The organism is Bacillus sp. 205(2023) (assembly GCF_037027485.1).
GTDB classification, from domain to species: Bacteria; Bacillota; Bacilli; order Bacillales; family Bacillaceae; genus Bacillus; species Bacillus halotolerans.
The window spans coordinates 240,377-265,607 of the sequence record NZ_JAXCHF010000002.1 but is presented as its reverse complement, the minus strand read 5'-3'; the positions used below and the strand labels follow the sequence as shown (position 1 = coordinate 265,607).

At 45.6% G+C, this 25,231-nt stretch carries 24 protein-coding genes and 1 other annotated feature; of the genes, 11 read left to right on the top strand and 13 right to left on the bottom strand.

All coding sequences use genetic code 11. The features are described from left to right. Positions 1-60: 60 nt before the first annotated feature. From WA325_RS08850 to licH, 7 genes are all read left to right on the top strand, one after another. On the top strand, positions 61-651 hold the full coding sequence (locus WA325_RS08850; protein WP_105990993.1) for a DNA-3-methyladenine glycosylase: 591 nt from the start codon (positions 61-63) through the stop codon (positions 649-651). 69 nt (positions 652-720) lie between these two features. Next, positions 721-837: a hypothetical protein gene (locus WA325_RS08845; RefSeq protein ID WP_105991144.1), complete on the top strand. Its 117-nt coding sequence runs from the start codon at positions 721-723 to the stop codon at positions 835-837. Between the two features lie 166 nt (positions 838-1,003). After that, positions 1,004-2,923, top strand: a complete 1,920-nt coding sequence (gene licR, locus WA325_RS08840) for a transcriptional regulator LicR (RefSeq protein ID WP_202853717.1) — start codon at positions 1,004-1,006, stop codon at positions 2,921-2,923. Between the two features lie 133 nt (positions 2,924-3,056). Then, positions 3,057-3,365, top strand: a complete 309-nt coding sequence (gene licB / locus WA325_RS08835) for a PTS lichenan transporter subunit IIB (RefSeq protein WP_024123336.1) — start codon at positions 3,057-3,059, stop codon at positions 3,363-3,365. Positions 3,366-3,380: 15 nt separating this feature from the next. Continuing rightward, entirely contained in the window at positions 3,381-4,739 is a 1,359-nt protein-coding gene (gene licC / locus WA325_RS08830) for a PTS lichenan transporter subunit IIC (protein ID WP_336183474.1), read from the top strand. Between the two features lie 17 nt (positions 4,740-4,756). Beyond that, positions 4,757-5,089 (top strand): PTS lichenan transporter subunit IIA, encoded by a 333-nt coding sequence (licA, locus tag WA325_RS08825; protein WP_024123334.1) that lies wholly within the window; start codon positions 4,757-4,759, stop codon positions 5,087-5,089. Next, positions 5,086-6,414: a 6-phospho-beta-glucosidase LicH gene (licH, locus tag WA325_RS08820; RefSeq protein WP_044159985.1), complete on the top strand. Its 1,329-nt coding sequence runs from the start codon at positions 5,086-5,088 to the stop codon at positions 6,412-6,414. The genes licA and licH overlap by 4 nt, the downstream gene beginning before the upstream one ends. A 32-nt stretch (positions 6,415-6,446) precedes the next feature. Here licH and WA325_RS08815 read toward each other — a convergent pair whose 3' ends face one another. The 7 genes from WA325_RS08815 to WA325_RS08785 form a co-directional block, all read right to left on the bottom strand. After that, the gene (locus tag WA325_RS08815) at positions 6,447-7,538 is read right to left on the bottom strand and encodes a branched-chain amino acid aminotransferase (RefSeq protein WP_336183473.1); all 1,092 of its coding nucleotides are present in this window, start codon (positions 7,536-7,538) and stop codon (positions 6,447-6,449) included. A gap of 140 nt (positions 7,539-7,678) precedes the next feature. Beyond that, a complete protein-coding gene (locus WA325_RS08810) occupies positions 7,679-8,437 on the bottom strand; it encodes an SDR family oxidoreductase (RefSeq protein ID WP_248337923.1) in 759 nt (252 codons plus the stop codon). 88 nt (positions 8,438-8,525) lie between these two features. Further along, on the bottom strand, positions 8,526-9,704 hold the full coding sequence (gene dltD, locus WA325_RS08805) for a D-alanyl-lipoteichoic acid biosynthesis protein DltD (RefSeq protein WP_202853351.1): 1,179 nt from the start codon (positions 9,702-9,704) through the stop codon (positions 8,526-8,528). After that, positions 9,704-9,940, bottom strand: a complete 237-nt coding sequence (gene dltC / locus WA325_RS08800) for a D-alanine--poly(phosphoribitol) ligase subunit DltC (RefSeq protein WP_024123329.1) — start codon at positions 9,938-9,940, stop codon at positions 9,704-9,706. Before dltC ends, dltD begins: the two co-directional genes overlap by 1 nt. A gap of 16 nt (positions 9,941-9,956) precedes the next feature. Beyond that, complete coding sequence (gene dltB / locus WA325_RS08795; protein WP_202853350.1) at positions 9,957-11,144, bottom strand: D-alanyl-lipoteichoic acid biosynthesis protein DltB; 1,188 nt, start codon at positions 11,142-11,144, stop codon at positions 9,957-9,959. Then, positions 11,141-12,649, bottom strand: a complete 1,509-nt coding sequence (gene dltA / locus WA325_RS08790; RefSeq protein WP_336183472.1) for a D-alanine--poly(phosphoribitol) ligase subunit DltA — start codon at positions 12,647-12,649, stop codon at positions 11,141-11,143. The genes dltB and dltA overlap by 4 nt, the downstream gene beginning before the upstream one ends. A gap of 17 nt (positions 12,650-12,666) precedes the next feature. After that, a complete protein-coding gene (locus WA325_RS08785; RefSeq protein WP_010332387.1) occupies positions 12,667-12,816 on the bottom strand; it encodes a teichoic acid D-Ala incorporation-associated protein DltX in 150 nt (49 codons plus the stop codon). Positions 12,817-13,261: 445 nt separating this feature from the next. Here WA325_RS08785 and WA325_RS08780 point away from each other — a divergent pair, with 445 nt between their 5' ends. Together WA325_RS08780 and ywaC are read left to right on the top strand one after the other, a co-directional pair. Continuing rightward, positions 13,262-14,197 carry a 1,4-dihydroxy-2-naphthoate polyprenyltransferase gene (locus WA325_RS08780; RefSeq protein ID WP_044159973.1) on the top strand — a complete coding sequence of 312 codons (936 nt, stop codon included), beginning with the start codon at positions 13,262-13,264 and terminating at the stop codon, positions 14,195-14,197. 140 nt (positions 14,198-14,337) lie between these two features. Beyond that, a complete protein-coding gene (ywaC, locus tag WA325_RS08775; RefSeq protein WP_059292252.1) occupies positions 14,338-14,970 on the top strand; it encodes a GTP pyrophosphokinase YwaC in 633 nt (210 codons plus the stop codon). 28 nt (positions 14,971-14,998) lie between these two features. On the opposite strand, the gene WA325_RS08770 is transcribed toward ywaC, so the two are convergent. The 3 genes from WA325_RS08770 to WA325_RS08760 all read right to left on the bottom strand — a co-directional run bounded on the left by WA325_RS08770 (position 14,999) and on the right by WA325_RS08760 (position 18,525). Beyond that, a complete protein-coding gene (locus WA325_RS08770; RefSeq protein WP_336183471.1) occupies positions 14,999-16,366 on the bottom strand; it encodes a M28 family metallopeptidase in 1,368 nt (455 codons plus the stop codon). A gap of 153 nt (positions 16,367-16,519) precedes the next feature. Further along, entirely contained in the window at positions 16,520-17,758 is a 1,239-nt protein-coding gene (gene tyrS / locus WA325_RS08765) for a tyrosine--tRNA ligase (protein ID WP_024123320.1), read from the bottom strand. A gap of 44 nt (positions 17,759-17,802) precedes the next feature. After that, positions 17,803-18,015: a binding site (T-box leader), on the bottom strand. After that, the gene (locus WA325_RS08760) at positions 18,010-18,525 is read right to left on the bottom strand and encodes a MarR family transcriptional regulator (protein ID WP_105954471.1); all 516 of its coding nucleotides are present in this window, start codon (positions 18,523-18,525) and stop codon (positions 18,010-18,012) included. Its footprint overlaps the feature before it by 6 nt. A gap of 149 nt (positions 18,526-18,674) precedes the next feature. Between WA325_RS08760 and WA325_RS08755 the strand changes: the two genes are divergently transcribed. Beyond that, entirely contained in the window at positions 18,675-19,388 is a 714-nt protein-coding gene (locus WA325_RS08755; RefSeq protein ID WP_105954470.1) for a YwaF family protein, read from the top strand. A 110-nt stretch (positions 19,389-19,498) separates the two neighbouring features. Next, complete coding sequence (locus WA325_RS08750) at positions 19,499-20,359, top strand: glycosyltransferase family 8 protein (RefSeq protein ID WP_044159962.1); 861 nt, start codon at positions 19,499-19,501, stop codon at positions 20,357-20,359. A 51-nt stretch (positions 20,360-20,410) separates the two neighbouring features. Here the strand turns inward: WA325_RS08750 and sacY are convergent, their stop codons facing one another. The 3 genes from sacY to WA325_RS08735 form a co-directional block, all read right to left on the bottom strand. Continuing rightward, on the bottom strand, positions 20,411-21,253 hold the full coding sequence (sacY, locus tag WA325_RS08745; RefSeq protein ID WP_044160381.1) for a transcription antiterminator SacY: 843 nt from the start codon (positions 21,251-21,253) through the stop codon (positions 20,411-20,413). A gap of 52 nt (positions 21,254-21,305) precedes the next feature. Then, a complete protein-coding gene (locus WA325_RS08740; RefSeq protein WP_336183470.1) occupies positions 21,306-22,685 on the bottom strand; it encodes a sucrose-specific PTS transporter subunit IIBC in 1,380 nt (459 codons plus the stop codon). A gap of 445 nt (positions 22,686-23,130) precedes the next feature. Beyond that, complete coding sequence (locus WA325_RS08735; RefSeq protein WP_336183469.1) at positions 23,131-25,068, bottom strand: S8 family peptidase; 1,938 nt, start codon at positions 25,066-25,068, stop codon at positions 23,131-23,133. Positions 25,069-25,231 lie beyond the last annotated feature (163 nt).

The following is a 25,231-nucleotide window of genomic DNA, read 5'->3' as shown; positions in this document are numbered from 1 at the left end:
TATTTAGCTGCTTCGGGAATGGTACAATTACCAAAACGAAAAAAGGAGAGTACGACATTCGTGACCAGAAAAAGAAATCCGCTGCCCATCACGTTTTATCAAAAAACGGCCCTAGAACTGGCTCCTTCTCTTCTCGGGTGTCTTTTGGTAAAGGAAACGGATGAAGGGACAGCTTCAGGTTTTATTGTGGAAACAGAGGCCTATATGGGAGCCGGGGACAGAGCAGCCCACAGCTTTAACAACCGCCGGACGAAGCGGACTGAGATTATGTTTGCTGAAGCTGGCCGTGTGTATACGTATGTGATGCACACCCATACATTGCTGAACGTCGTTGCCGCAGAAGAGGATGTTCCGCAAGCGGTATTAATCAGGGCGATTGAGCCTCATGAAGGCCAGCTGTTAATGGAGGAAAGAAGGCCGGGCCGGCGTCCGAGAGAATGGACAAATGGCCCCGGAAAGTTAACGAAAGCGCTTGGCGTCACGATGAATGACTACGGACGCTGGATCACGGAACAGCCGCTTTACATTGAAAGCGGGTACACACCGGAAGAGATATCAACCGGCCCACGGATCGGCATCGACAACAGCGGAGAGGCGCGTGATTATCCGTGGCGTTTCTGGGTGACGGGAAACAGGTACGTGTCGCGTTAGCATGTTTAAACAAAGGGGAATCAGGGGAATGGTTGAGAAAAAGAAGGGAGAATCGGAGCTTTGAAAAAAATGATCAAAACCGTTATCAAATGGGCGCCGGTCATTTACCCGGTTGTTCGAAAAATCATGAAGGACCGCAAGGCGTCTAAACAAAAGAACATGTCCGCATCCCGAACAGCCGGCTGATCCCGGCTGTTTTTTTATGGGTCTGTTTTCCCTCTTGTCCTCCCGATGTTCATTGACTTGCATTTCTCCCCATTATAGAATTTATATACATTTCGCTTTCCCTTCACCACATCCTTTCTGCCTACTTATGTAATTCCTGCATCTATCTTGATAGGAGGTTTTTCTCATGCTGCATGGGCGACTTCGTGAAATTCTGCGCTTATTGATGGCGGCAGAAGCTCCGGTGACAAGCTCGGTATTTGCCGCACATTTACATGTGACGACGCGGACGGTCCGCAATGATATAAAGGAACTCCAAGATGTGATAAGCGGCCATGGCGCTTTGGTTCAATCGGTAAGAGGCTCGGGATACAAGCTGCGCATTCATGACGAGCAGACCTTTAGAACGCTGCTGCAAGACGCGTTTCAGCAGAAAAAGGGGCTGCCGGTATTTCCCGAGGAGAGGATTACATATCTCATGAAACGGCTGCTGCTGGCGGAGCATTATCTCAAGCTGGATGAGCTGGCCGAAGAACTTTTTATCTCAAAATCTACACTCCAAACCGATTTAAAGGAAGTGAAGAAACGGCTGCTTCCTTACCGCATTGTCATGGAAACACGCCCGAATTACGGCTTCAAGCTGCGCGGAGACGAGGTGCAGATGAGGTACTGTATGGCGGAGTACATTGTTGATGAAAGAGAAACAGAGATTGATTTTCTGAATGAAAAGGCTGATATTTTGCCAAAGGAAGAAATTGAGATCATCCATTCTGTGATTATGAGAAAGATTAAAAACGACCGGATTCCTCTGTCTAACCTTGGATTGAATAACCTCATCATTCATATCGCCATCGCCTGTAAGCGGATCAGAACGGAACATTATGTTTCTCTTTTCCCGGAAGATATGGATCACATTCTGCATCAAAAAGAATACCAGGCTGCTGAAGCAATTGTGAAAGAACTGGAATCAGCCCTTAGCGTCACGTTTCCGGAAAATGAAACGGCTTATATCGCCATGCATCTTCTCGGCACGAAACGAATGACACAGCCGCAGTGCGGAGAAGGCGAATTTTCAATCGATGAAGAAACAGATCGGCTGACTGCCGCCATGATCGAAGCGGTCGACCGAGAATTAAAGCTCGGCATCCTGCATGATCAAGAGCTGAAAATTGGCTTGGCACTGCATGTAAAACCCGCCGTCACCCGCAACCGGTATGGCATGAATCTGAGAAATCCGATGCTGGCAGCGATCAAAGAAAATTATCCTCTCGCCTTTGAGGCCGGAATCATCGCCGGAATCGTCATAAAAGAAAAAACGGGCATCGATATTCATGAAAATGAAGTCGGTTATTTAGCGCTGCACTTCGGCGCCGCAATTGAACGGAAGAAAACAGAAAGCCCGCCGAAGCGCTGCATCATCGTTTGTGCATCAGGTGCGGGAAGCGCCCAGCTTCTGAGGGAAAAACTTCGCTCCCATTTCGGCAAACGGATCGATATTCTCGGCACGGCTGAATATTACAGTCTTGACCAGTTGTCTTATGAATCGATTGATTTTGTCGTCAGCACCATTCCGATCAAAAAAGAACTCCCTGTGCCTGTACTGAAGGTAAACACCATCTTAGGCGGAACCGATTTTACAAAAATAGAATCCATCCTGAATGATGAGAAAGAACAAGCTGTCAGTTATCTCAAAAAGGATCTCGTTTTTTTCCAGAAGGATCTGCGTTCGAAAGAAGAAGTGATTCAATTTTTAGGTCAGAAAGCAGTGGAAGGCGGCTATGCGAATAAGGAAATCATAGATTCTATATTTGATAGAGAAGAGATGTCGCCAACGTGCTTCGGCAACCTCGTGGCCATTCCGCATCCGCTCGTCCCGCAGACGCAAACGACATTTTGGGCCGTCTGTACGCTCAAAAAGCCGATAGACTGGGAGAATAAACGGGTTCAATTTGTTTGCCTGCTTTGTGTCGAAAAGGAAAACAAAGCGGATTTGCAAAGCATGTATAAACTGCTCGGCAGCATTTTGGATGATCCGGCAGCGGTAAGCCAGATGTTAAAAAGCCGCACGTACCAAGAGCTCTTCGATGTGTTTGACAAAAAACGATAAACTGACAGCCTGGATATACCTTTTTTCCGTTTCCTGCGGAAAAACCTTGAGTGTTTATGAAAGCGATTTCATAATATGATGTTATCAACAGCAGGACATACAAATTCTATCAAACTCTTAGGGGGTCTTTTACATGAATATATTACTCGTTTGTGCAGCAGGCATGTCAACAAGCTTACTCGTCAGCAAGATGGAAAAAAGTGCGCAAGAACAAGGAAAAGACTATACCATTTGGGCAGTATCAGGTGATTCTGTACAAAATCATATCGATAAAGCGGATGTATTGCTCCTCGGCCCGCAAGTCCGTTACATGCTTCCTCAGCTGAAAAAACTAGGAGAATCAAAGGGTGTTCCGGTAGACGTCATTAACACAGTCCATTATGGGACATGCAACGGAGCGGAAGTGCTGAAATCGGCTGAACAGCTTGGAAACGCGTCATAGAGAGGGGCGGGCTATGTGAATAAAGTCAATCAGTTGTTAGAAGAGAAGGTCATGCCTATAGCGGGAAGAATTGCGGGGCAGCGTCATTTGCAGGCGCTCCGTGACGGTATCATTTTAACAATGCCGCTTATTATCATCGGCTCCTTTTTCCTCATCATCGGCAACCTCCCGATTCCCGGATATGCCGATTTTATGGCAAAAACGTTCGGCAGCGCCTGGTCTGAGAAGCTCGCTTACCCGGTAGACGCCACCTTTGAAATTATGGGGCTTGTCGCCGCATTCGGCATCGCCTACAGGCTGGCGGAGAAATATGGGGTCGATGCCTTGTCGGCCGGTGCCATCTCCCTTGCGGCTTTCCTCTTAGCGACACCGTATCAAGTGCCGTTTACGCCGGATGGCTCGACGAAAGAGATGATGGTCAGCGGCGGTATTCCGCTTTCGCTGATGGGAAGTAAAGGCCTGTTTGTCGCCATGATTATCGCGATGGTGTCAACAGAGATTTACCGTCTCATTATCCAGCGCAATATGGTTTTTAAAATGCCGGATGGTGTTCCGCCGGCGGTCAGCAAGTCATTTGTCGCTTTAATCCCCGGCTTTGCCGTCATCTTCCTGATTTGGGCAGCCCGACTGATTGTTGAAGCGACGCCATTTGAAAGCCTTCATAATATTGTAAGCGTTTTACTGGGGACACCGCTCTCCATTCTTGGCGGAAGCCTCGGGGGCAGCCTTATCGCAGAAGCCGTCAAAATGCTTTTATGGGCCTGCGGTCTTCACGGCGCCAACATTGTCGGCGGCGTTATGGCACCGATTTGGTACGGCGCCATGGATGCCAACCGGATCGCGTTCCAGGCCGGTGAGGAGCTGCCTAAGATTTTCACCCAGCAGTTTTTCGATATCTGGGTCAATATCGGCGGAAGCGGTGCCACTCTTGCACTGGTTGTCACGATGTTCCTTCGCGCCCGAAGCAAACAAATGAAGCAGCTCGGAAAGCTTGCGATCGGCCCGGCGGTCTTCAATATTAACGAACCGATCATTTTTGGAATGCCGATCGTCATGAACCCGATGCTCTTGATTCCGTTTATCGTCACGCCGCTTATCACACTGACATTCACATACATCGGAATGAGCACCGGACTTGTCGCCAAACCTGCGGGTATCGCAGTCCCGTGGACCATGCCGCCGATCTTTTCAGGCTACTTGGCGACAGGAGGCAAAATATCAGGCGCGGTCATGCAAGCCATTAATATCGCCGTTTCCTTTGTTGTCTACTACCCGTTCTTCAGAATGTGGGATAAACAGAAACTGAAAGAAGAAAACGAATTAGAGCTCGTTCAAACGCCTGCTGTTTCAGACGACAAAGAGGCGGCTTTGTAAAGAAAGGAGTGAGTCGCGTGAATGAGAAAATGGAGCAAATTATTTTTCAAATCATTCTTCACGGAGGAAACGGAAGGAGCTCCGCAATGGAAGCGATCGCCGCCGCGAAAAATGGCGACAGCGAAGAGGCGCGGAGTAAGCTTCAAGAAGCTGCGGATGAATTATCAAAAGCCCATCATTATCAGACAGAACTGATCCAAAGTGAAGCAGGCGGAGAAAAAACAGAAATGACACTGCTGATGGTCCACGCACAGGATCATTTAATGAATGCCATGACAGTCAAGGATTTGGCGGCTGAATTCATTGAGCTATATGAAAAAATCACCGTGCAAGGGGGAGCAAGCATATGACAAAAGGATTGAAAATTGTAACGATTGGCGGAGGTTCAAGCTATACACCGGAGCTTGTGGAAGGTTTAATCAAACGGTACAAAGAGCTGCCTGTACGTGAATTATGGCTCGTTGATATTCCAGAAGGAGAGGAAAAATTGAACATTGTCGGCACGCTCGCCAAGCGAATGGTTGAAAAAGCCGGTGTCCCGATCGACATTCACCTCACTTTGGACAGGAGGGAAGCGCTGAAAGATGCAGACTTTGTGACGACTCAATTCCGGGTCGGACTGCTGCAGGCGAGAGCCAAGGATGAGCGCATTCCATTAAAATATGGCGTCATCGGCCAGGAAACAAACGGCCCGGGAGGACTCTTTAAAGGATTGCGCACCATTCCGGTCATCCTAGAGATTGCGAAGGACATCGAGGAGCTTTGTCCGAACGCATGGCTCGTCAATTTCACAAATCCGGCAGGTATGGTGACGGAGGCCTTGCTTCGCTACTCCAACCTGAAGAAAGTCGTCGGTCTCTGCAATGTCCCGATCGGCATCAAAATGGGCGTAGCGAAAGCGCTCGATGTAGATGTTGACCGGGTAGAGGTTCAATTTGCCGGATTGAATCATATGGTGTTCGGAATGGACGTCTTCTTAGACGGCGTCAGCGTGAAGGATAAAGTCATTGAAGCGATGGGTGACCCGAAAAACGCGATGACAATGAAAAACATCTCCGGCGCTGAGTGGGAGCCAGAATTCTTAAAAGCACTCGACATGATCCCTTGCGGCTACCACCGCTACTATTTCAAAACAAAAGAAATGTTCGAGCACGAGCTTGAAGCATCACAAACGGAAGGCACCCGTGCTGAAGTGGTGCAAAAGGTAGAGCAAGAGCTGTTCGAGCTTTATAAAGATCCAAATTTGGCGATCAAGCCGCCGCAGCTTGAAAAACGCGGAGGTGCTTACTACAGCGATGCAGCGTGCAATCTCATCAGCTCCATTTACAATGATAAACACGACATTCAGCCGGTGAACACGGTCAATAACGGTGCGATTGCAAGCATTCCAGATGATTCCGCTGTTGAAGTAAACTGCGTGATGACGAAAAACGGCCCTAAGCCAATCGCCGTAGGCGATCTGCCAGTATCTGTCCGCGGTCTCGTCCAGCAAATCAAATCATTTGAGCGTGTCGCGGCGGAAGCGGCTGTCACAGGCGACTACCAAACAGCGCTGCTTGCCATGACGATTAACCCTCTCGTACCATCCGACACAGTCGCCAAACAGATCTTAGACGAAATGCTGGAGGCGCACAAAGCACATCTGCCACAATTCTTTAACAAAATTGAAGCATAAAAAAACCGGCCCGTTTTGGGCCGGTTTTTTGTTTATTTGCTTTCAGTGAGCGTAGCGACTTCAGTCGTCCATCCAAATTCATCAGGAACTGTACCCTTTTGAATGCCTGTGATCGTGTCATACAGCTTTTTAGAGATTTCTCCCGTTTCACCGTTGTTGATCATCAGTGTTTCGTCATTCCAGATCAGTTCGCCGACTGGAGAAATAACAGCAGCCGTACCCGTTCCGAAGGCTTCTTCAAGAACGCCGTCTTTATGGGCTTGGATGACTTCATCAACGGCGATTCTTCGTTCTGATACCGGAAGCCCCCAATGCTTAAGCAAGGTAATGACGGAATTGCGCGTGATGCCTTCCAGAATGCTGCCGTTCAGCATCGGTGTCACAATTTCACCGTTGATTTTAAAGAAGATGTTCATGCTGCCGACTTCTTCGATGTATTTTTTCTCAATGCCGTCCAGCCAGAGAACCTGAGAAAATCCTTTCTCCTCTGCTACCTGTTGCGCTTTTAAGCTTGAAGCGTAGTTTCCTGCGGTTTTTGCATCTCCCGTTCCGCCTTTTACCGCACGGACAAATTCACTTTCCACAGCAATTTTGACAGGCTTAATGCCTTCTTTGTAATAGGAGCCGACCGGAGAAAGGATGATAAAGAGCTTATACGTATGAGATGCCGCGACACCAAGGAAAGGTTCGGTTGCGATAATGAATGGACGGATGTAAAGGGACGTGCCCTCCGCATTCGGAATCCAGTCTTTATCAATAGCGATCAGCTGTTTTAAACCCTCAAGAACATGTTCTTCATCAATTTGCGGAATACAGAGGCGGTCATTTGATTTATTCAGGCGCTCCATATTTTTTTCCGGTCTGAAAAGCAGAACATGGTCATCCTCTGTGACGTAAGCCTTTAAGCCTTCAAAGACCGTTTGGCCATAGTGATATACCATTGCGGCCGGGTCCATTGAAACGGCTTGATAAGGAATGATTCTCGGATCGTACCAGCCTTTATCAGATGCGTAATCCATTACAAACATGTGGTCTGTAAACACTCTTCCGAAAGAAAGCTGATTTGGATCTGGTTTCGGTTTTTTGGCTGATGTTAATTCAACTCGAATCGTTTGTTTAGTCATGGTCAATCTCCCTGTTGTTAAATTGTTTATATAATCAAACTTATTTGAAAATATTTTATATTCTATTGTATACCTTCACCAAATAATCGCAATAGGTTTGCTCAAATTTGTAAAAAATTTATAAGAAAAAGCAGGAGAAATTAATTCTCCTGCGCATTCATTTGTTCAAATACTCTGTCGTAATCGGCACGGACTGCATTCCGCAGACCTTCGACACGTTCATTTGTAATCTCTTGTTTGCCTTCTTTTAAGCCGTCTAAGAAATATTGAACATATTCTTCAGGTGTCATGCCGCGGTACGTCAGACCTTGCTTATCGCGTGATTTTTGATTTAATCCCGTGTCAACCATAGGCGGCGCCATCTCGATCACTTCAATGCTTGTATCGCGAAGCTGGTATCTGAGCGTGAGTGAGAAGGAGTGGAGCGCTGCTTTTGTTGCACAGTACACCGGATAAACAGCTAACGGGTTAAACGCGAGCCCGGACGTTACCTGAACAATTGCCGCTTCCGGCTGATTCATCAAGTGAGGCGTAAAAAGAGCTGATAAATGGACAGGCGCTTGAAAATTCAGCTCAATTTCATCCCCGTCCACAAAGAGCTCCTCAGTCCCTTTTTTAAAGTCGATTTCCTTTTGAATGCCCGCATTGTTAACGAGAACGTTCAGCTTTGGAAATTCCTTCTGGGCCCATTCAAACAATGCCTCACGCTCCGTGCGGTCTGCGACATCGCACTGTTTTGTATGGAGGGCGGGGAGCTGTTTTTTCGCTTCTGCAAGACGCGTTTCGCTGCGTCCGCAAATGATCACTTCATTCCCGAGCTCAAGCAGCCGTTTGGCCAGTTCAAGCCCGATGCCTGCTGAACCGCCTGTGATCAAAACCGTATTGCCTGTCATCTTCATTGATGTAACACCTCTTATCAAGCTGGCTGTGATTTCTTTACTATTTCAAATCTTAGCAGGAAATATGCAGCCGCGTCCTAATAGATGCTCACGATGAAGTAACCTTTCCGGTTTTATAGAATTCATCAATTGCCTTATCCACATACACCCAGCCTTTCCAGCCGATGTGGATGGTATCTTTCATAAAATAAGGGTCATATTCATGACCTGAAAAATCAGCGACTTGGAAGCCCTTAGCTTTAATCTGTTTATTGACCTTTTCATAATAGTCAGTGCGCCCTTTTTTCGGGAAGCCTGTGTAGTCATACCATTTTCCATTAACAGGGATGGTGACAAACATAGGCTCTGCGCCCGCGTCTTTCAGGATATTAAGCATCAGCTCAAAATCGCCGTATTCCGGTGACTTCGCATACGATCTGCCTTTGTTTTTCCCTTTCAGCTTAGGCACTTTCGGCTTCAGCTTTTTATAAACAGGATTGTCGATGTGAAAATCGTTAGACCCGGAGTGGCGTTTGCCTGATTCATCGGCCAGTTTATTCAATTCAGACCATGACTTATCCCTCACGGATTGTGAGATATAACGCTTTGGTCCCGTGGTTTCCGTCGTTGAATAATAAAGGTCTTTCTTTTCTAGCATCTTGTAATATACTTTTGCCGCCGGTTTCAGCGCGTTCACTTTCCATGTCTGGCCATTCACTATCGCCTTATAAAGCTCGGAAAGTACAGCATCGTTTTGAACAGCTTTGAAGCGCAGCATACGCTTCATCATTTTCTTTTTCACGTCAGGGTCGATCTGCTCGTTAAAAGCCAAATCCAGCCCTTGAAGCGCGGAATAGTTCGGCGCAAAATGCTGTTCATCAGACCCGCGCTTAATAAACCACTGCGGAGAAACGATGAAAACCATTTTTTTGCCCTTCAGCTGATCCATATGGGCAGCGAAGTTTAAGGAATGTATCAATGACTGGGACCCGCCTTTGCCGACAAGGTAAGGCGTAAATCCCTCATTGTTTACTTTAAAATAATTGGATGGGTGGAACTCATCCAGCCGGGAAAGCTCAGAAGACCCGTAAATAGGAAGATATGTCGGATCTTTGAGCATTTGATCTTGTAAATATAGCCCTTGAAACATACTCGGATTCAAGGCTGTTGCTGATTCTTTCACCCGCTTATCGGTGATGAAGCCTGTCAGCCATGAAGATGGAACTGCGATGGCGCCTGCGAATAGAATAAACGCCAAAATAATTGGACCGAAAAAACGCTTTTTCATTATTTCAACTCAGACAGCTGGTTTACAATGTGATTAGGCGTATTCCATACATCCCGGTCGAATTCAGTGATCGGCACCAGAATATCAAAACGGTTTTCAATCGCAAGCAGCAATTCTACTGTTCCAAAAGAATCAAGCAAACCTTCTTCGAAAATTTCAATATCAGGGTTTTCCTTTACGATGTCATCCTGGCAAACCTCTGCTAAAACGTCTAATACCTCTTGTTTAAAATCCATAGTTTTCTAATCTCCTTTAATGATGGTGATGAAATAGCTTTCCTGAGAAAATATAAAACCCAAAGCAAACAAAATGGAACGTGATCACAATAGCGAGAATCGTTGTCCAGCGGTTGGACGGGAGCCATTTATATTTCTTATTCCACTTCTCGAAAAAGTTGTAACACGTCATCAGGACGGCGTGATAGAGGCCGTAGATGATATATTGCGGCGCAAGGCCGTGCCAAACCCCCATCAGCATAAACAGCAGGAAATACCCGATGTTTGAGACGGCCATACGGTTTTTGATCCACTTTTTCTTTGTCATCCAAAATACAAATCTCATAAATACATAGTCTCTGAACCAAAATGACAGAGACATATGCCAGCGGTTCCAGAAGTCTTTAATATTTTTGCTGATAAACGGTTTATTAAAGTTTTCCGGCGATTTAATCCCCATAATATAGCTGACCCCGACGGCAAACATCGTGTAGCCGGCAAAATCAAAGAATAAATACATGCTGTAGCCGTACATATATAACAGATTCCCGAGGATCTTATTGTGCGTGATCGCGGGAAGGTTCATGATGAAATACGTGTTGATCGCATAGCCGATAATGAACTTGTAAAGGAACCCAATGAAAATCTTGTGAATCCCCGTATACAGCAGATCGGCATATTCCTCTTTTGTCCATGCCTTCTGCTCATCCTTGACGAATCTGCGGTACCTGTCAATCGGACCGGAAGAAATCGTCGGGAAAAACAGGATGAAATACAGCAGGCGGTGAAGCGGCAGCTGTTCCTTCAGCAGCCCGTCTCTCGCTTCCATAATCAGCTGAACGCCTTTAAAGGTTAAATACGAAATCCCTAAAAAGCTGATCAGGTTATGCGTCGGATGATGCGGCTGCGGATGAGAAAGAAACGGCCATATTTTTGACAAGAATAAAGGCAGAATAGACGCGATAACAGCAGAGCAAAAGACAATTCCGCTGTTCGCTTTCTGCCGGTACGCCAGGTAGCCGCTGATCAGGAGCACCTGCCATATGGTAAACAGACACAGGGCGATGACGCCGTGTAAGTCATGCGAGAAAATCAGAGCCAATATAAGAATGGATATAAACATGTTGTATGCCTGAAATCTTTTTCCGTTCAAGCCGAGAATGATGGTCGGCAGAAGAAGAATGCCAAGCAATATAAAGAATAAAAACGAGCTGTAAGGCGTCATACAAGAACCTCTTCGCGGATGCGTTTCCGGTCAATTTTGCCGTTAGCCGTCATTTGAATGTAATCCTGATAAATGAACTTTCTCGGAATCATATAAGCCGGCAGGAAAGCGGCAAGCTCTTTTTTAATCGCACTCGTCAGCTGGAACTCCTTCTGGAATTCGTGCTCCTCAGGAACAATTGCAGCTATCAGATATTCGACAGTTCCGTTTGGCTGATACGGAATCACAACAGCTGAGCGCACGTACTGAGACTGTCTCACATGAAACTCAATTTCCTCCAGCTCCATCCGGTACCCGTGAAGTTTAATCTGGAAATCCAAGCGGCCTTGGCAGAAAATCTGACCATCTTGTGTATAACCAGCATCGCCAGTTCGGTATGCCCATTGGCCTTCATAAGAGAAGAATGCTTTATCTGTCAGCTCAGGCTCACCGAGATAGCCGCGGCTTACACTCGGGCCTGCAATGACGATTTCGCCTTTTTCTCCATCCGGGAGCTGGTTCCCCTGTTCATCCATAATCAAAATGTTCATATCCGGTTTGGCGAAGCCGACTGGCAGAGATTCGTGCCGGCTGATGATGTCACTTGTAATTTCAACGGACGTAACAGCGACTGTCGCCTCAGTCGGACCGTACGTATTAAAGATTCTCGCTTTCGGGAAACGCTCAAGCAGCGCTTCGGCTACAGAAACCGGGAGAACCTCTCCGCAAAACATAAATGTGTCCGCCTCAGGAAGCAGATCTTGTGAAAATCCAGGATCCATCAGGCACATTTGCACAAAGGATGGCGTCGATGTCCATATATTCAGCCCAGACTTTTTGAGCTCTTCGAATAAGATCTTCGGCTTATTCACGGCGTCCTTTGTCACGCAGTGTAAAGTACCGCCTGACTGAAGGCACGGATAAAGATCCATGACGGATAAATCAAATGAAAACGGCGCTTGGTTTAAAAACGTTTTGCCTCCGTTGATCGGGAAGTCCGCGCAAATCCAGTCTGTGAAGCTTTGAAGGTTTGCGGCAGAAATCTGCACGCCTTTCGGATTGCCCGTGCTTCCGGAAGTGTAAATGATATAAAACGTTTCGTGTTCCGTCACCCATTGATCACGGCTGACAGTGCCTTCGTTTTCCAGCAGTTCTTCCGCTGATACTGTCTGAATCAGCCCGCTGTCAATATCAACAGGAAGACCAGATACGTGAATCAGCAATTCGGCGCCCGAGCTTTCAATGATTTTCGCAATCCGCTCGGACGGAATGGACAAGTCAACCGGGATATAAGGATGTCCCGCCTTGACGCTTCCTAAAAAGGAGACAATCATGTGCGGTTCCATATGTCCGTACACCAGAACAGGAGAACCCTTTTCTCCAGAAACGCGTTTTTTGATCGCGGCAGCCGCACGGTCAGACAGCGCCCAAAGTTCCTGATATGTGAGCGACTGGCCTTGAGAGCGGAAGGCTTCGGTTTGCGGATAAGTTTCCGCATGTGTTTGAATAGCATCTAAAAGTTTCATTGTTATTCTCTCTCCAATTAGAAATCGTTATAAATATAAGAACCGGTATTCGCGGTGTGAAAACCATACATAAAAAACAAAACAAGCAGTATCAACAAATAAAAGCCTGTATGACATGTCCACTTGACAGCGGGTTTTTCATACAGCTGTTTCATCAATTGCAGCATATTCAAATTCCCTTCCCGTTTTTTCGACAATTACATGAGTATATGACGAGCGGATGCGCAAAAAGTTTCATATTTTCCCTAATATCCCTCAAATTTATATATCGGCTTCTGCCTTCAGAAGTGAATTTTTATCTTTGAAAGAGTATGAATGAAGTTTCTCTGACTGATTCATTATAAAGGAAAGAATAAATGTTATGAAGAGAACTTTTTAACTTTTAAAAAGCGTAAATGATTTAAAAAAATTTTTCCGCTCCTATTTGTAAAGGCGCAGGCAGAACTCTAATGAAATCAGGGCAGAAAGCGTATAATAAGAAGGAAAACGCCCGCTTAAGGTATCTTGTGAAATGGTGGAGAAGTCATTATGATAGATAAGGAAGCAAAACGCAAGTTTCATCAAGTGGCCGGCTGAAAAAAAGTAAGCCTTTTAATAGAAAGGAAGAGGAAGATGAACCAAACAAATAAGGGTGAGGGTCAGACAGCCCCGGAAAAAGAAAGTATGGGGCAGATCCTGTGGCAATTAACGCGTCCGCATACATTAACGGCGTCGTTTGTTCCTGTGCTTCTCGGAACAGTTTTGGCGATGTTTTATGTGAAGGTTGATTTGCTGCTGTTTCTGGCTATGCTGTTTTCTTGCTTATGGATCCAGATCGCGACGAACTTATTCAATGAATACTACGATTTTAAACGCGGGTTAGATACAGCTGAATCTGTCGGAATCGGCGGCGCAATTGTCAGACATGGTATGAAGCCCAAAACGATTCTGCAATTAGCTCTCGCTTCATACGGCATTGCCATTTTACTCGGTGTTTATATTTGCATGAGCAGCAGCTGGTGGCTGGCTGCCATCGGTCTCGTTGGAATGGCGATCGGCTACCTGTATACAGGCGGGCCTCTGCCGATTGCATATACACCGTTCGGTGAGTTATTCTCAGGCATTTGCATGGGTTCGGTGTTTGTGCTGATTTCGTTTTTTATTCAGACAGATAAGATCAATATGCAAAGCATTTTGATTTCGATTCCGATTGCGATTCTTGTCGGCGCGATCAACCTGTCGAACAATATTCGTGATATCGAAGAGGATAAAAAAGGCGGACGCAAAACATTGGCGATCCTGATGGGGCATAAAGGAGCCGTCACTCTGCTGGCTGCATCGTTTGCTGTCGCTTATATTTGGGTTGTCGGCTTGGTTATTACCGGAGCTGCAAGCCCATGGCTGTTTGTCGTCTTTTTGAGCGTGCCTAAGCCGGTTCAGGCGGTGAAAGGCTTCGTCAAAAAAGAATTACCGATGAATATGATTGTGGCGATGAAATCCACAGCGCAAACCAATACATTTTTCGGATTCCTGCTGTCAATTGGATTATTGATCAGCTATTTCCGGTAAGAAAGAAGACCGCTTTTTCGTGCGGTCTTTTTTTGTTACATTCGACAGGATTTTGTAAAAAAATTCATAGAACCTAGCAGCAGGCAGGCACGTCTAGTACATGGACAGCGGATAAAGATCCGTTAAAGGAGATGACGAAAATGGATTTATCTGTAACACATATGGACGATTTAAAAACCGTCATGGAAGACTGGAAAAACGAACTGTTAGTTTATAAATTTGCGCTAGATGCACTTGATACAAAGTTTTCGATTATCAGTCAGGAATATAATTTAATTCACGGCCACAATCCGATTGAGCATACAAAATCACGTGTGAAAAGCTTTGAAAGCATCGTAAATAAACTCATGAGAAAGGGCTGCGAGATTACGACACAGGAAATGAAGGAAAACATCCACGATATTGCCGGTGTGCGTATCATTTGTTCCTTTATTTCTGATATTTATAATGTCGTGAACGTCCTGAAGCAGCATGAGGATTTGCGGATCGTAAAGGTAAAGGATTATATTCAGAATCCGAAACCGAACGGCTACCGAAGCCTGCATTTGATTATTGAAATGCCTGTGAACTTAACGAACAGAGTGGAATACGTCAAAGCAGAAATTCAAATCCGCACCATCGCCATGGATTTCTGGGCGAGCTTGGAGCATAAAATCTACTATAAACTGAACAACGACGTCCCTAAACATTTAACCGATGAGCTGAAGGAAGCGGCGGAGATTGCCCACTATTTAGATGAAAAAATGCTGGGGATTAAGAAAGAAGTGGATTAGAAAAGACGGCAGCATGTGCCGTCTTTTTTTATTTGATATCTTCATAAATATCAGAGGCTTTTGCCTTGATATGTGCCTTCTTGCCGGTTGGTTTTTTCTCTTTTTTCACAGCTTCATAGACAGAGGCTGTCACAAGGTCGCCAGCCTGCTGAAGGCGTTCTTTGCTGATATGTTCGATAGAGTCTTCAGGGGTATGGTACCACGGCTCTACTTCTTCTGTTTCCGGATCTCCCCAAATAAAGTTAGCGGAATCTATGCCGGCTTCATGGAACGGTACGTGATCGGATGAGCCTCCCTGTGTCAGAGACAGGCGGTCGAATCCAATTTTTTCAGCGGCCGTATGGCTGGATTCCCAAACATCGTTAGATTGTCCGTCCAATGTGTTGACATACAGCTCAGACGCATTCTCCCAGCTTGTACCCACCATGTCTAAGTTGAAGTTCACTTCGCTTCGTTTCAACTCTTTTTCTGATAGATGATCTACATAATGAGAGGAGCCGAGCAGGCCGAGCTCTTCAGCGCCAAAGGCGATAAAGCGGATTTCCTTGTCAGAAGGAATGCTTTTCAAGACGCGTGCCATTTCCAGCATGACAGATGTGCCTGATCCGTTGTCATTTGCGCCGGGCGAGAAAGGAACACTGTCATAATGGGCTGTAACGTACACAATATCAGGATTTTTGATGTTCTTTGATTTTTTGATACCGATGATGTTCTGGGAGGTTTGGTTTGAGAATGCTTTTAGTTGTAAGGTTGCTTCTTTTTGCTGGATAAGAGTTTCACCGTCTTCTTTCTTAATTCCGACGACAGGAATGCTGACTGTATTTCCTGATAGATTTGGGGTGACAGGCACAAGGCTTTCCTTATTATTGTAAATGATCACAGCCGTTGCGCCGGCCGCCTCGGCATTCCTGGCTTTCTCATAAAATGTCAGGTCTCCTCTTGAAATCAAAGCGATTTTCCCCTTGGCGTCAGCGGAGAAATCATCAGGATATCCTAAACCGGCGTGATACAGCGGAGCGTTGAGGCCCTTTTCTTCAGTTGGTGTAGAGCCGGATGCCGCCCGAATGAGAATCTCACGGCCTTCTGAGGATAGCGTTCCTTCAAGTCGGTCAGGAATGCCAAACGTTTGAACCTTCACATCGAGTTTTAATTTTTTCAAGGATGAAGCGATCCATAAGGCACTCTTTTTTTCGGCAGATGTCCCGGCTATTCTGGGGCCGATTGTTTCACTAAGCTGAGAAATGGTTGAGTATGCGCGCTTTGCTTTGAATGGGAGCTCCCGCTGGCTATCTGATATTTGAACAGCATGCGCAGCAGGGGTGACACTCTGTGCCGGCAAGAGAACCGTGCCGGCCGTTAAAATGGCCATCGTCATTACAGTCAAAAGCTTTTTCATAAACATGAACCTCCCCTAATGTTTGGATGGGGAATATTTCGGGATGCTAAAGGATTTTCCTGCAAACTGAAGCGCATTTTTGAAAAGACAGTTCTTTATACCTGCAAAAAAAACGCTTATGAAAGCCGATTTCATAAGCGTCAGGACATCAAATTATCGGAGTTTTAAAAACTTGCGTTTGCCGACCTGGATGATCATATTCTCCTCTATCTCTGCATCGGCGTGAATGTCTGTTATTTTCTCTCCGTTAATCCGGACACCGCCGTTTTGAATCATGCGGCGCGCCTCGCTTTTCGAGGAGAGAAGATCAAGAGTGACGAGCAGATCGATCATCGCGATCGTTTTCTCGCCTTTCCAGTTCACAGCCGGAATATCCTCAGGCAGGCTGTTTTCCTGAAAGACTGTTTTGAAAGATTGTTCGGCTGCTTCAGCGGCTTCTAATCCGTGGTACATTCGGACAATCGTTTTGGCTAAAAGCATTTTGGCATCTCTTGGGTGAACGGCGCCGGTTTCTAAGTCCTTCACGAGCCGTTTTTTCTCTTCAAGCTCCAAGTCCGTTGCCAAATGAATGTATTTTTTCATCAGGCTGTCGGGCAGTGACATTGTTTTCCCGTACATGTCGTTCGGATGTTCGTCAATGCCGATGTAGTTGTGTTTCGATTTCGACATTTTCTCAACACCGTCCAAGCCTTCCAACAGCGGCATCAGGATGACGACTTGTTTTTCTTTGTTGTATCGTTCTTGAAAATGCCGCCCCATCAGCACATTGAAATGCTGATCTGTTCCTCCTAATTCAATATCGCTTTCCAGAACGACGGAATCGTATCCCTGCATCAACGGGTAAAAGAATTCATGCAGGGAGATCGGCTTTTGCATGGCGATGCGTTCTTCAAAGTCATCGCGTTCCATCAGGCGGGCTACTGTTATTTTGCCTGCCAAGTCAATAACGTCCTCCAGATGCAATGTTTTCAGCCATTTCGAGTTGTAGTGCAGCTCGACTTTTTCTGGATCAAGCACTTTCCCGAATTGCTGGAAGTATGTTTTGGCGTTGTGCTGGACTTCTTCATCAGTCAGCTGTTTTCTGGCCGCGGACTTGCCTGTCGGATCACCGATTTTTCCTGTGAAATCGCCAATCAAGAGCTGCACAATGTGGCCGTTTTCTTGAAATTGGCGAAGCTTGTTTAAAACGACCGTATGTCCCAGATGAACATCCGGTGCAGAAGGGTCTAATCCGAGCTTAATTTTAAGCGGTGTGCCTGCCGCAATCGATTTGACAAGCTTGGCCTTTAATTCCTCCGGCGGTATGACTTCTTGGGCGCCTGTCATATATAGATCAAGCTGTCTTTCGACTTCTTTTTGCTGTGCTGCTGTGAGCTGATCAAATGTTTTCATTGTTCTTCCTCCTTTTTTAGAAACACAAAAAGAGCCGCATCCCGATAAGGGACGTGGCTCAATGCACGCGGTACCACCCTGGTTGAAGACATTGTCTTCCGCTCATTCGAATAACGGTTTCCCGTCCTTTGCTACTAACGTTCACAAAGAAAGCTCGGGGAGGTAATTCGCGTTTGCCTGTGTGCCGGCTCGCACCTTCCGCCGGCTCTCTGAAACAGGGAGACAAACCGCTACTGGATTCCCGTCAAAGCTTATGATGTATGAAGATTGTCCGCTACTTTTCTAAGCAGTCCTGTCAGGGTTTTCTGCTCCTCTTTTGTCATGCCCGTAATCAATTCCGTTTCCCCTTTGTGAAACTCGGGGTAGAGTGCTTCGATCGCTTGTTTGCCGGATTCAGTGATTGTGACAAAAACAAGTCGCCGATCTCTGGTATCGATGCTTTTGGAGCAAAAGCCCTTTTTTTCGAGCGTTTTGATCACGTTGCTTGCTGTTGCTGTTGAAATGCCTGACAGCTCAGCGATTTTTCTCGTTTCGAGTTTGCCCCATATCCATAGATCGTAAAGAATGGAGAAAGCGGTCCAAGATAATTTGTAAGAAGAAAGAACCTCAGTTTCCATTTTGACACGGAGTCTTTGCGCAGACCGATACAGGTTCGTCGCGATCGAAATGGCTTCCAGGTTGAGTGACTCAACGGGCATTTGTTTAAGCTTGCTGAGTGTGTCATGCTCTTCTTTGCGAAGCTGCTGCTGTTTATCTAAACGTTCCATTTGTCGCCGCCTTAAATTATCAGAATCATTAGCTATGAAATGAATTGTAGCAGAGACGATGGTGAACTTCAAGCCTATATTTTTCGCTTGCATAAAAAAAGCCAAAAGAACACCACAATAAAGAAAAACCCGCAGACGGGGGTGCAGTTGTGCAAAAATATGTTCAAGGCGTGTATAAACACGATCCGTTTCATCTGTTTTCGACAGAGCATGCAATGACATTAGGCGTGATCGGCATGCTTGCCATTCTTTTGTTTTTGTTCCGCCGGCCAGTCAGCCGGCCGGCATTCAGTACATTTCTGCGCTATTTGTTTGTGTTTCTTTTGCTTGCTTCACAAATTGGTTACCAAATATGGATGATCGCCGCGGGCAGGTGGTCGGTGCGGACTTCTCTGCCCCTTCAGCTGAGTGACTTGTCTGTGTATTTATCAGCTATTATGCTGGTGACAAAGAGCAGAAAGCTGTTTGTGTTTTTGTATTTTGTCGGCATCGGAAGCTCGCTTCAGGCGCTTCTGACCCCAGACCTTGGTATGTTCTCATTTCCGCATGTGCGGTATATTCTCTTTTTTATTTCGCACGGGTCCGTGTTTCTGTCCTGTCTGCTTATGGCGGTGATTGGCACGTACAGACTCAGACAGCGCTCTTTATGGGTGACTGTATTGATTGTCAATCTGTACGGAGGAATCATTTATCTGGTTGACCGCTGGCTGAAAGCGAATTATATGTATTTAACGAAAAAGCCGGGCGGTTCTTCGCTATTGGATGTTCTCGGGCCTTGGCCTTGGTATATCGCCTCAGCTGAAGCCATTACGATCGCGAGCTTTTTCATCCTTTATTGGCTTTATCGGATGTTCAAAAAATAACACCTTTTTTGTTGTATAGCACATTCTATTTAAAAAAATAATGGAGATTAGTGTTTAATTTTCTGAAAAAGGGAATGTAACTTGTACAACACAAAGGGAGATGAATACCATTGAAGAAAGATGAAATTATGCATATCGTATCATGCGCAGATGATAATTATGCTCGTCATTTAGGTGGGATGTTCGTTTCTTTATTGACAAACATGGACCAGAACAGAAAAGTAAAGCTATATGTGATTGATGGGGGAATTGAGCCTGATAACAAAAAAAGGCTGGAAGAAACGACATTGAAGTTCGGCGTGCCGATTGAGTTTTTAGAAGTGGATGCCAACCAGTATGAACATGCGGTGGAAAGCAGCCACATTACAAAAGCGGCGTATTACCGCATTTCGATTCCTGACTTAATTAAGGATGAGAGCATTAAGCGGATGATTTATGTCGATTGTGATGCACTTGTCCTTGAGGATATTTCGAAGCTATGGGACTTGGACATCGCTCCATACACCGTTGCTGCTGTGGAAGATGCGGGGCAGCATGAACGTTTGAAAGAAATGAATATCACTGACACGGGAAAATATTTTAACTCAGGTATTATGGTTATTGATATGGAACCTTGGAGAAAGCAAAACATCACAGAAAAAGTTCTCAATTTTATCAATGAAAACGGTTCTGAAGATTTTCTTGTGTTACATGATCAAGATGCGCTGAACGCGATCTTATATGATAAGTGGTATGAGCTTCATCCGCGCTGGAACGCTCAAACATACATCATGTTAAAACTGAAAACACCTCCGACACTGTTAGGACGGAAGCAATATAATGAAACGAGAGAAAACCCGGCAATCGTCCACTTCTGCGGCGGAGAAAAGCCTTGGAACTCCAATACAAAACATCCGTATCGCGATGAGTATTTCCATTACATGTCCTATACAAAGTGGAATACGATCGGAAACCCGGCTATCAATCAATAATCTATATATGAAAAAAACGCTTTTGAGATGATCAAAAGCGTTTTTTGTTTATCAGCGGGCCACTGACCGATGATAAAAGCGCTGAATATGCATGGCGATATAGCACAATTCTTTTTCAGGAAATTCAAAGCCGTATTCTTTTTTCACAAATGTGCCGATGCTTTTGGCGCATAGGAAAGCATCCTTGAATCTTTCTTTAATGATAGCGATCATTTCTGAATCCAGCTCGTAAATGGTTTCGCCTGCTTTGATATGCTGAATGGCAAAGCGCAAATGGGTCACAAGCCTTTCGTAAGAAATGGTATCCTCCACAATGTTGATCGACAGCTGGGTTTCAATAATGCCGATAATATCACGGATCATCGTTGTAATATCAAGTGTCTGTGTCATGTCGCCGGCGTTGTTTCTCGCTGTGTGAATGTGCATGGCGATATTGCCGATTTCATCCTCAGGAATCTCAATGCCCAGTTTCTCTTTAATCAGCGCTCTAGCCCACATGCCGATTTGGAATTCCTTCGGATAAAGAACTTTGATCTCATTCAGCAGCGGATTTTTGATCACCATTCCGTTGCTCAGGCGTTCGATCGCAAATGAGAGGTGGTCTGAAAACGCAACGTGAATCCGTTCGTTGATTTTGATGTTCAGTTCTTGTTCAGCATGGGAAATAATTTGCTCGGAGATTTGAATATGGTCTTCCGGCAATGTTTCTAAAATCTCTTCGAATTGTTTATAGTCAGGTGTATCTTTTCTGACGAATGTTTTTTCGATTTTAGACGGATCGACAATATCATTTTTTCTTTTGTCGAACGCAATTCCTGCACCCAAGAGAATCTTCTCTTCATTTTGATCCTTTACGACGATTGCATTATGATTTAATATTCTTTTAATTTTCATAGCTTTTTGTCCTTTCATCCCCCGTTTTATGAATGAAATCGAATAAATCCAGTTATTCTGTCTCTTCTTTAAACCCGAGAAACAATGTAGCTATAAAAGCAGAGACGGCCGCGATCAAAAAACCGATCATATAATGAACAAAATTCGCAATGCCAAACGGCAGCACGATTGAAATCATCGGGATGCCGGTCAGTCCGTAGGAATTCGAAACGACGTGTGCCCCAACTACATACGCCCCGCCGAGAGCGCCTCCAATAGCGGCTCCGATAAAGGGGCGGATCAGCTTCACATTTACTCCGAAAACAATTGGCTCCACAATGCCTAAAAACGCGGTAAGGGAAGCGGGGAGCGCGATTTTCTTCAGGCCTGACTGCTTCGTTTTGAAGAAAACCGCCAGTCCCGCTCCGCCTTGCGCCACATTCGCCATTGACCATATCGGCACCAAAAAGTTCACACCCACATGAGGGTCAGTAAGCAAAGTCGCTTCAATCGCATAAAAGCTATGATGCAAGCCTGATAGAACGATAGTGGAATAGATGCCCCCGAAAAGAGCTCCGGCAGCAATGCCCGCGTGGTGATAAATGTATTCAATCGATTGTGATATGACCTGGCCGATGATAGCTGCGGCGGGGTTCATCACAATCAGCGCGAGACATCCTGTCACCATCACAGTGATAAAGGGAATGATCACGACATCAAGTGACTTGGGCACAATCGTTTTTAAAAGCTTCTCAATTTTGCTCATAATATAAATGGAGAGAAGAATCGGTATAATGGCGCCCTGATAGCCCATCAATGGAATGTGCAGCCCCCATATGTCCAAGGAAGCGGGGGTTTTGCTGCCGAGCATGGATGGATCAAGCAAATCGGGATGAGTCAGAAGCCCTCCTATCAATGCCCCTAAAAATGGGTTGCTGCCAAATTGTCTGGCGGCACTGAAGCCAACCAAAATCGGCAGCAGAATAAAGGCGGTGCTGGACACGAGATCCAGCATTTTGATCCACGGGCTGTCGGCAGAGAACCAGTGAAAGACCTGAATCATGCCGATCAGCCCCATGAGCAAACCGTTTGCTGTTATCGCCGGGATAATCGGCATGAAAATATCGGACAGCGTTTTAGCAAATGTTGTGACGGGGTTCAGTTTGCGTCTGGCATGTTTCTCTTGAACAGCCTCTTCAGAAGGCGATGCCTCCCACACACAAACGACTTCTTTATAAATTTTGTTGACGATACCCGCCCCAAAAATAATCTGGAACAGGCCATATCTGAAAAAGGTGCCCTGCACACCTTGCAGATTCTCAATAGCACGTATGGCGATTTTCGTTTCATCCTTTACTTCAAAACGAAGACGAGTTGTACAGTGGCTGATGCTGATAATGTTGCTTTTTCCTCCTGCGAGGAGCAATAATTCTTTCGCAATTTCTTTTTGCAAACAATAAAAACCTCCTCTGCTGAAGAAAAGTCGGCTTGTTCATCGTATCAAATGAAAAGTTGACAATCAAAATGAAAAAAGTGAGAAAAATGTAAAGCATGCAGAGCCATCAAAAAATGCCCTCGTCGGGTGACGGGGCATTACGAAACATATAAAGCAGAAATGTCATTGGCGCCGTTACGAGCCCAACACGAAAAGAAGAGTTAAAATGCCTTTCTTTTTCTAGGCACTAATACTCCCTTTGCATCGTTGGGTCTTGCCTGCTTGCCAGTCACAATCCCGCAATATGCAGTTGATATCTGTAATAACGTTCATTTTATGCTGTTCACAGCAGGATAGCAATAGTATGAAAAGCCTGTGAAGCAAATGGGAAAAAGGTTGCGTACATAGTTTAACAGACGAAAAAACCTTTAAGACGAGTGTTAATGTCTTAAAGGTTTTTTAATTATTTCTTCGGCTTAACGGCGTTCAGCCGTTTTTGCAGCTTTGTTTTTTCATGGGATGCTTTTAATTGATTGACTGCGGACTGAGCGGCTGTTTTTGATTTTTTTGTCTTGTCTTTTTCTGCTTTTTTCACTTTGGCTTTGGCTGTTTCGACTTTTTTGGCTTCAGCTGCCGCCACTTTTTTCTTCACTTTATCTAACCGTTTTTGCAATGACGTTTTGTCTTTTCCGGACTGAAGTTCATTGACGGCCTTTTGGGCTTTCGCCGCGTTTGCGTCAGTTGATTTCTTTTCCGCTGCGGCGACTGATTGCTGCGCCGTTTTTACATTGCTGCTTTTCACTTTGTTGAGACGCTTCTGCAGGGACGTTTTTTCTGAGCCTGTCGGAAGCTTGCTGACTGCCGATTGAGCGCTGCTGACATCTGTTTTCTTTTTGCTTTTTTCCGCTTTGGCGACTTTGTCCTTCGCTTGCTTTGACGCGATATAGCGCTTGACCTGATCTAACCGTTTTTGCAGGTTCTTTTTATCCGTGCCGTTCGGCAGTTTGTTGATCGCGGCTTGTGCTGTATCAACGGTTTGCTGGGTTTTATACTTTTCTGCCTTTGCCACTTTGTCCTTCGCGTCTTTTACATTTCTGTATGCCTGAACGTTATCCAGTCTTTTTTGCAAAGCTTTTTTGGCGCTGGAATTCGGCAGCTTGCTGACGAGTTTTTTCGCTTTGTCGATATCGGCTTGTGTTTTTGTCTGTTCGGCTTTTTTGACCGCTTGCTCAGCCGCCGCGTACGCTTTATCTGCCTGCTGGGCTTTATATCGGATCAGGCCATAGCCGAATTGCTGATCGCGGCCCGTCATTCCGAGATCAACGATGTTTTTCTGCATGAGGGCGCGAAGCTGCACGTTCGTGTTACCAGGATCACGCTGTTTTAATAACGCAAACATGGCAGCGGCGTGCGGTGTCGCTTGGGATGTGCCGCTTCCCGTCGCATAATATTGATGTAAATACGTGCTCGTGATGTCTGTTCCCGGTGCTGAAAATTCAACTTGATTTCCTGTTGTTGAAAAGGCTGCGAGCTGATTGTGTTGATTTGTCGCTGACACTGCAACGACACTGCTGTATGCCGCCGGGTAATTTACTGGCTTGCCGTTTCCTTCATTTCCGCTTGCGGCAACGAGCAGTACGCCTTTTTCATATGCTTTGTCCATGGCGTCATGAAGAATCTGGCTGTCTGAAGACGTGCCAAGGCTCATATTGACGATATCCATTCCATTCGCTATCGACCAGTCGATCCCTTTGAGAAGACCTTGAAGATCTCCCGAGCCGTTCTGATCCAGCGCTTTAACCGCATATATTTGTGCTTCCGGTGCGATGCCGTCAATTCCGTAGCCGTTATGCTTAGCGCCGATAATCCCGGCGACATGTGTTCCGTGGCCGTTATCGTCTTTGTAAGAAGAGGTGTAACTGACAGCTGAGTACCCGCCGGAAATCGACAGGTCGTCGTGGGGGGAGATCCCGCTGTCAATGACAGCGATTTTGACGTTTTTGCCTGTCAGCCCCTCCTTCCAAGCCTGTTTGACCTGAATCGGTTCAAGATTCCATTGTTCGAAGTTGTCAGAGGTGTCGGCGTTCTCTGACAGTACTTTGAGGTCTGTATTGTCCGCTGCAGTGAACGTGACATTGTTTTCGACATACAAAATATCAGGATCTTGTTTGAATTCTTTTACTGTCTCTGGATCTGCTGTGACAGCTACCGCCGGAAGATGCTGATACTGCTGCTCAACCTCAGCATCACTGTCCAGAACGGTTTCCTTGCCGTCTTTGTTTTTATAGACCACAATGACCTCTTTCTCGCTGCTGGTTTCTGCATGTGCAAGAGGTCCTAGGGCGAGAAAACTGAAAAACAGAGTGACTGATACAACAAGTTTGCAAAACGTGTTTTTCATGGTTCTTCTCCTTTTTCTATGATGTTTGATATATATATCGGAGGAAAATGTGATTTTGATAATAAGAAGGAAAGATTTTTTCATTGACAGGGTTGTTCAGAAGAATGCAGATTTTTTCCGCAGAAAGCGGAAATTTTCCGCATGAATTTGTAAGCGTTTTCAA

What these genes read in the sequence shown, in the direction of transcription:
- WA325_RS08845 (WP_105991144.1), top strand. Translation starts at nt 721, where the DNA reads ATGATCAAAACCGTTATCAAATGGGCGCCGGTCATTTACCCGGTTGTT.
- licR (WP_202853717.1), top strand. Translation starts at nt 1,004, where the DNA reads ATGCTGCATGGGCGACTTCGTGAAATTCTGCGCTTATTGATGGCGGCA.
- licB (WP_024123336.1), top strand. Translation starts at nt 3,057, where the DNA reads ATGAATATATTACTCGTTTGTGCAGCAGGCATGTCAACAAGCTTACTC.
- licH (WP_044159985.1), top strand. Translation starts at nt 5,086, where the DNA reads ATGACAAAAGGATTGAAAATTGTAACGATTGGCGGAGGTTCAAGCTAT.
- WA325_RS08815 (WP_336183473.1), bottom strand. Translation starts at nt 7,538, where the DNA reads ATGACTAAACAAACGATTCGAGTTGAATTAACATCAGCCAAAAAACCG.
- WA325_RS08810 (WP_248337923.1), bottom strand. Translation starts at nt 8,437, where the DNA reads ATGAAGATGACAGGCAATACGGTTTTGATCACAGGCGGTTCAGCAGGC.
- dltD (WP_202853351.1), bottom strand. Translation starts at nt 9,704, where the DNA reads ATGAAAAAGCGTTTTTTCGGTCCAATTATTTTGGCGTTTATTCTATTC.
- dltC (WP_024123329.1), bottom strand. Translation starts at nt 9,940, where the DNA reads ATGGATTTTAAACAAGAGGTATTAGACGTTTTAGCAGAGGTTTGCCAG.
- dltB (WP_202853350.1), bottom strand. Translation starts at nt 11,144, where the DNA reads ATGACGCCTTACAGCTCGTTTTTATTCTTTATATTGCTTGGCATTCTT.
- dltA (WP_336183472.1), bottom strand. Translation starts at nt 12,649, where the DNA reads ATGAAACTTTTAGATGCTATTCAAACACATGCGGAAACTTATCCGCAA.
- WA325_RS08785 (WP_010332387.1), bottom strand. Translation starts at nt 12,816, where the DNA reads ATGCTGCAATTGATGAAACAGCTGTATGAAAAACCCGCTGTCAAGTGG.
- WA325_RS08780 (WP_044159973.1), top strand. Translation starts at nt 13,262, where the DNA reads ATGAACCAAACAAATAAGGGTGAGGGTCAGACAGCCCCGGAAAAAGAA.
- ywaC (WP_059292252.1), top strand. Translation starts at nt 14,338, where the DNA reads ATGGATTTATCTGTAACACATATGGACGATTTAAAAACCGTCATGGAA.
- WA325_RS08770 (WP_336183471.1), bottom strand. Translation starts at nt 16,366, where the DNA reads ATGAAAAAGCTTTTGACTGTAATGACGATGGCCATTTTAACGGCCGGC.
- tyrS (WP_024123320.1), bottom strand. Translation starts at nt 17,758, where the DNA reads ATGAAAACATTTGATCAGCTCACAGCAGCACAGCAAAAAGAAGTCGAA.
- WA325_RS08760 (WP_105954471.1), bottom strand. Translation starts at nt 18,525, where the DNA reads ATGGAACGTTTAGATAAACAGCAGCAGCTTCGCAAAGAAGAGCATGAC.
- sacY (WP_044160381.1), bottom strand. Translation starts at nt 21,253, where the DNA reads ATGAAAATTAAAAGAATATTAAATCATAATGCAATCGTCGTAAAGGAT.
- WA325_RS08735 (WP_336183469.1), bottom strand. Translation starts at nt 25,068, where the DNA reads ATGAAAAACACGTTTTGCAAACTTGTTGTATCAGTCACTCTGTTTTTC.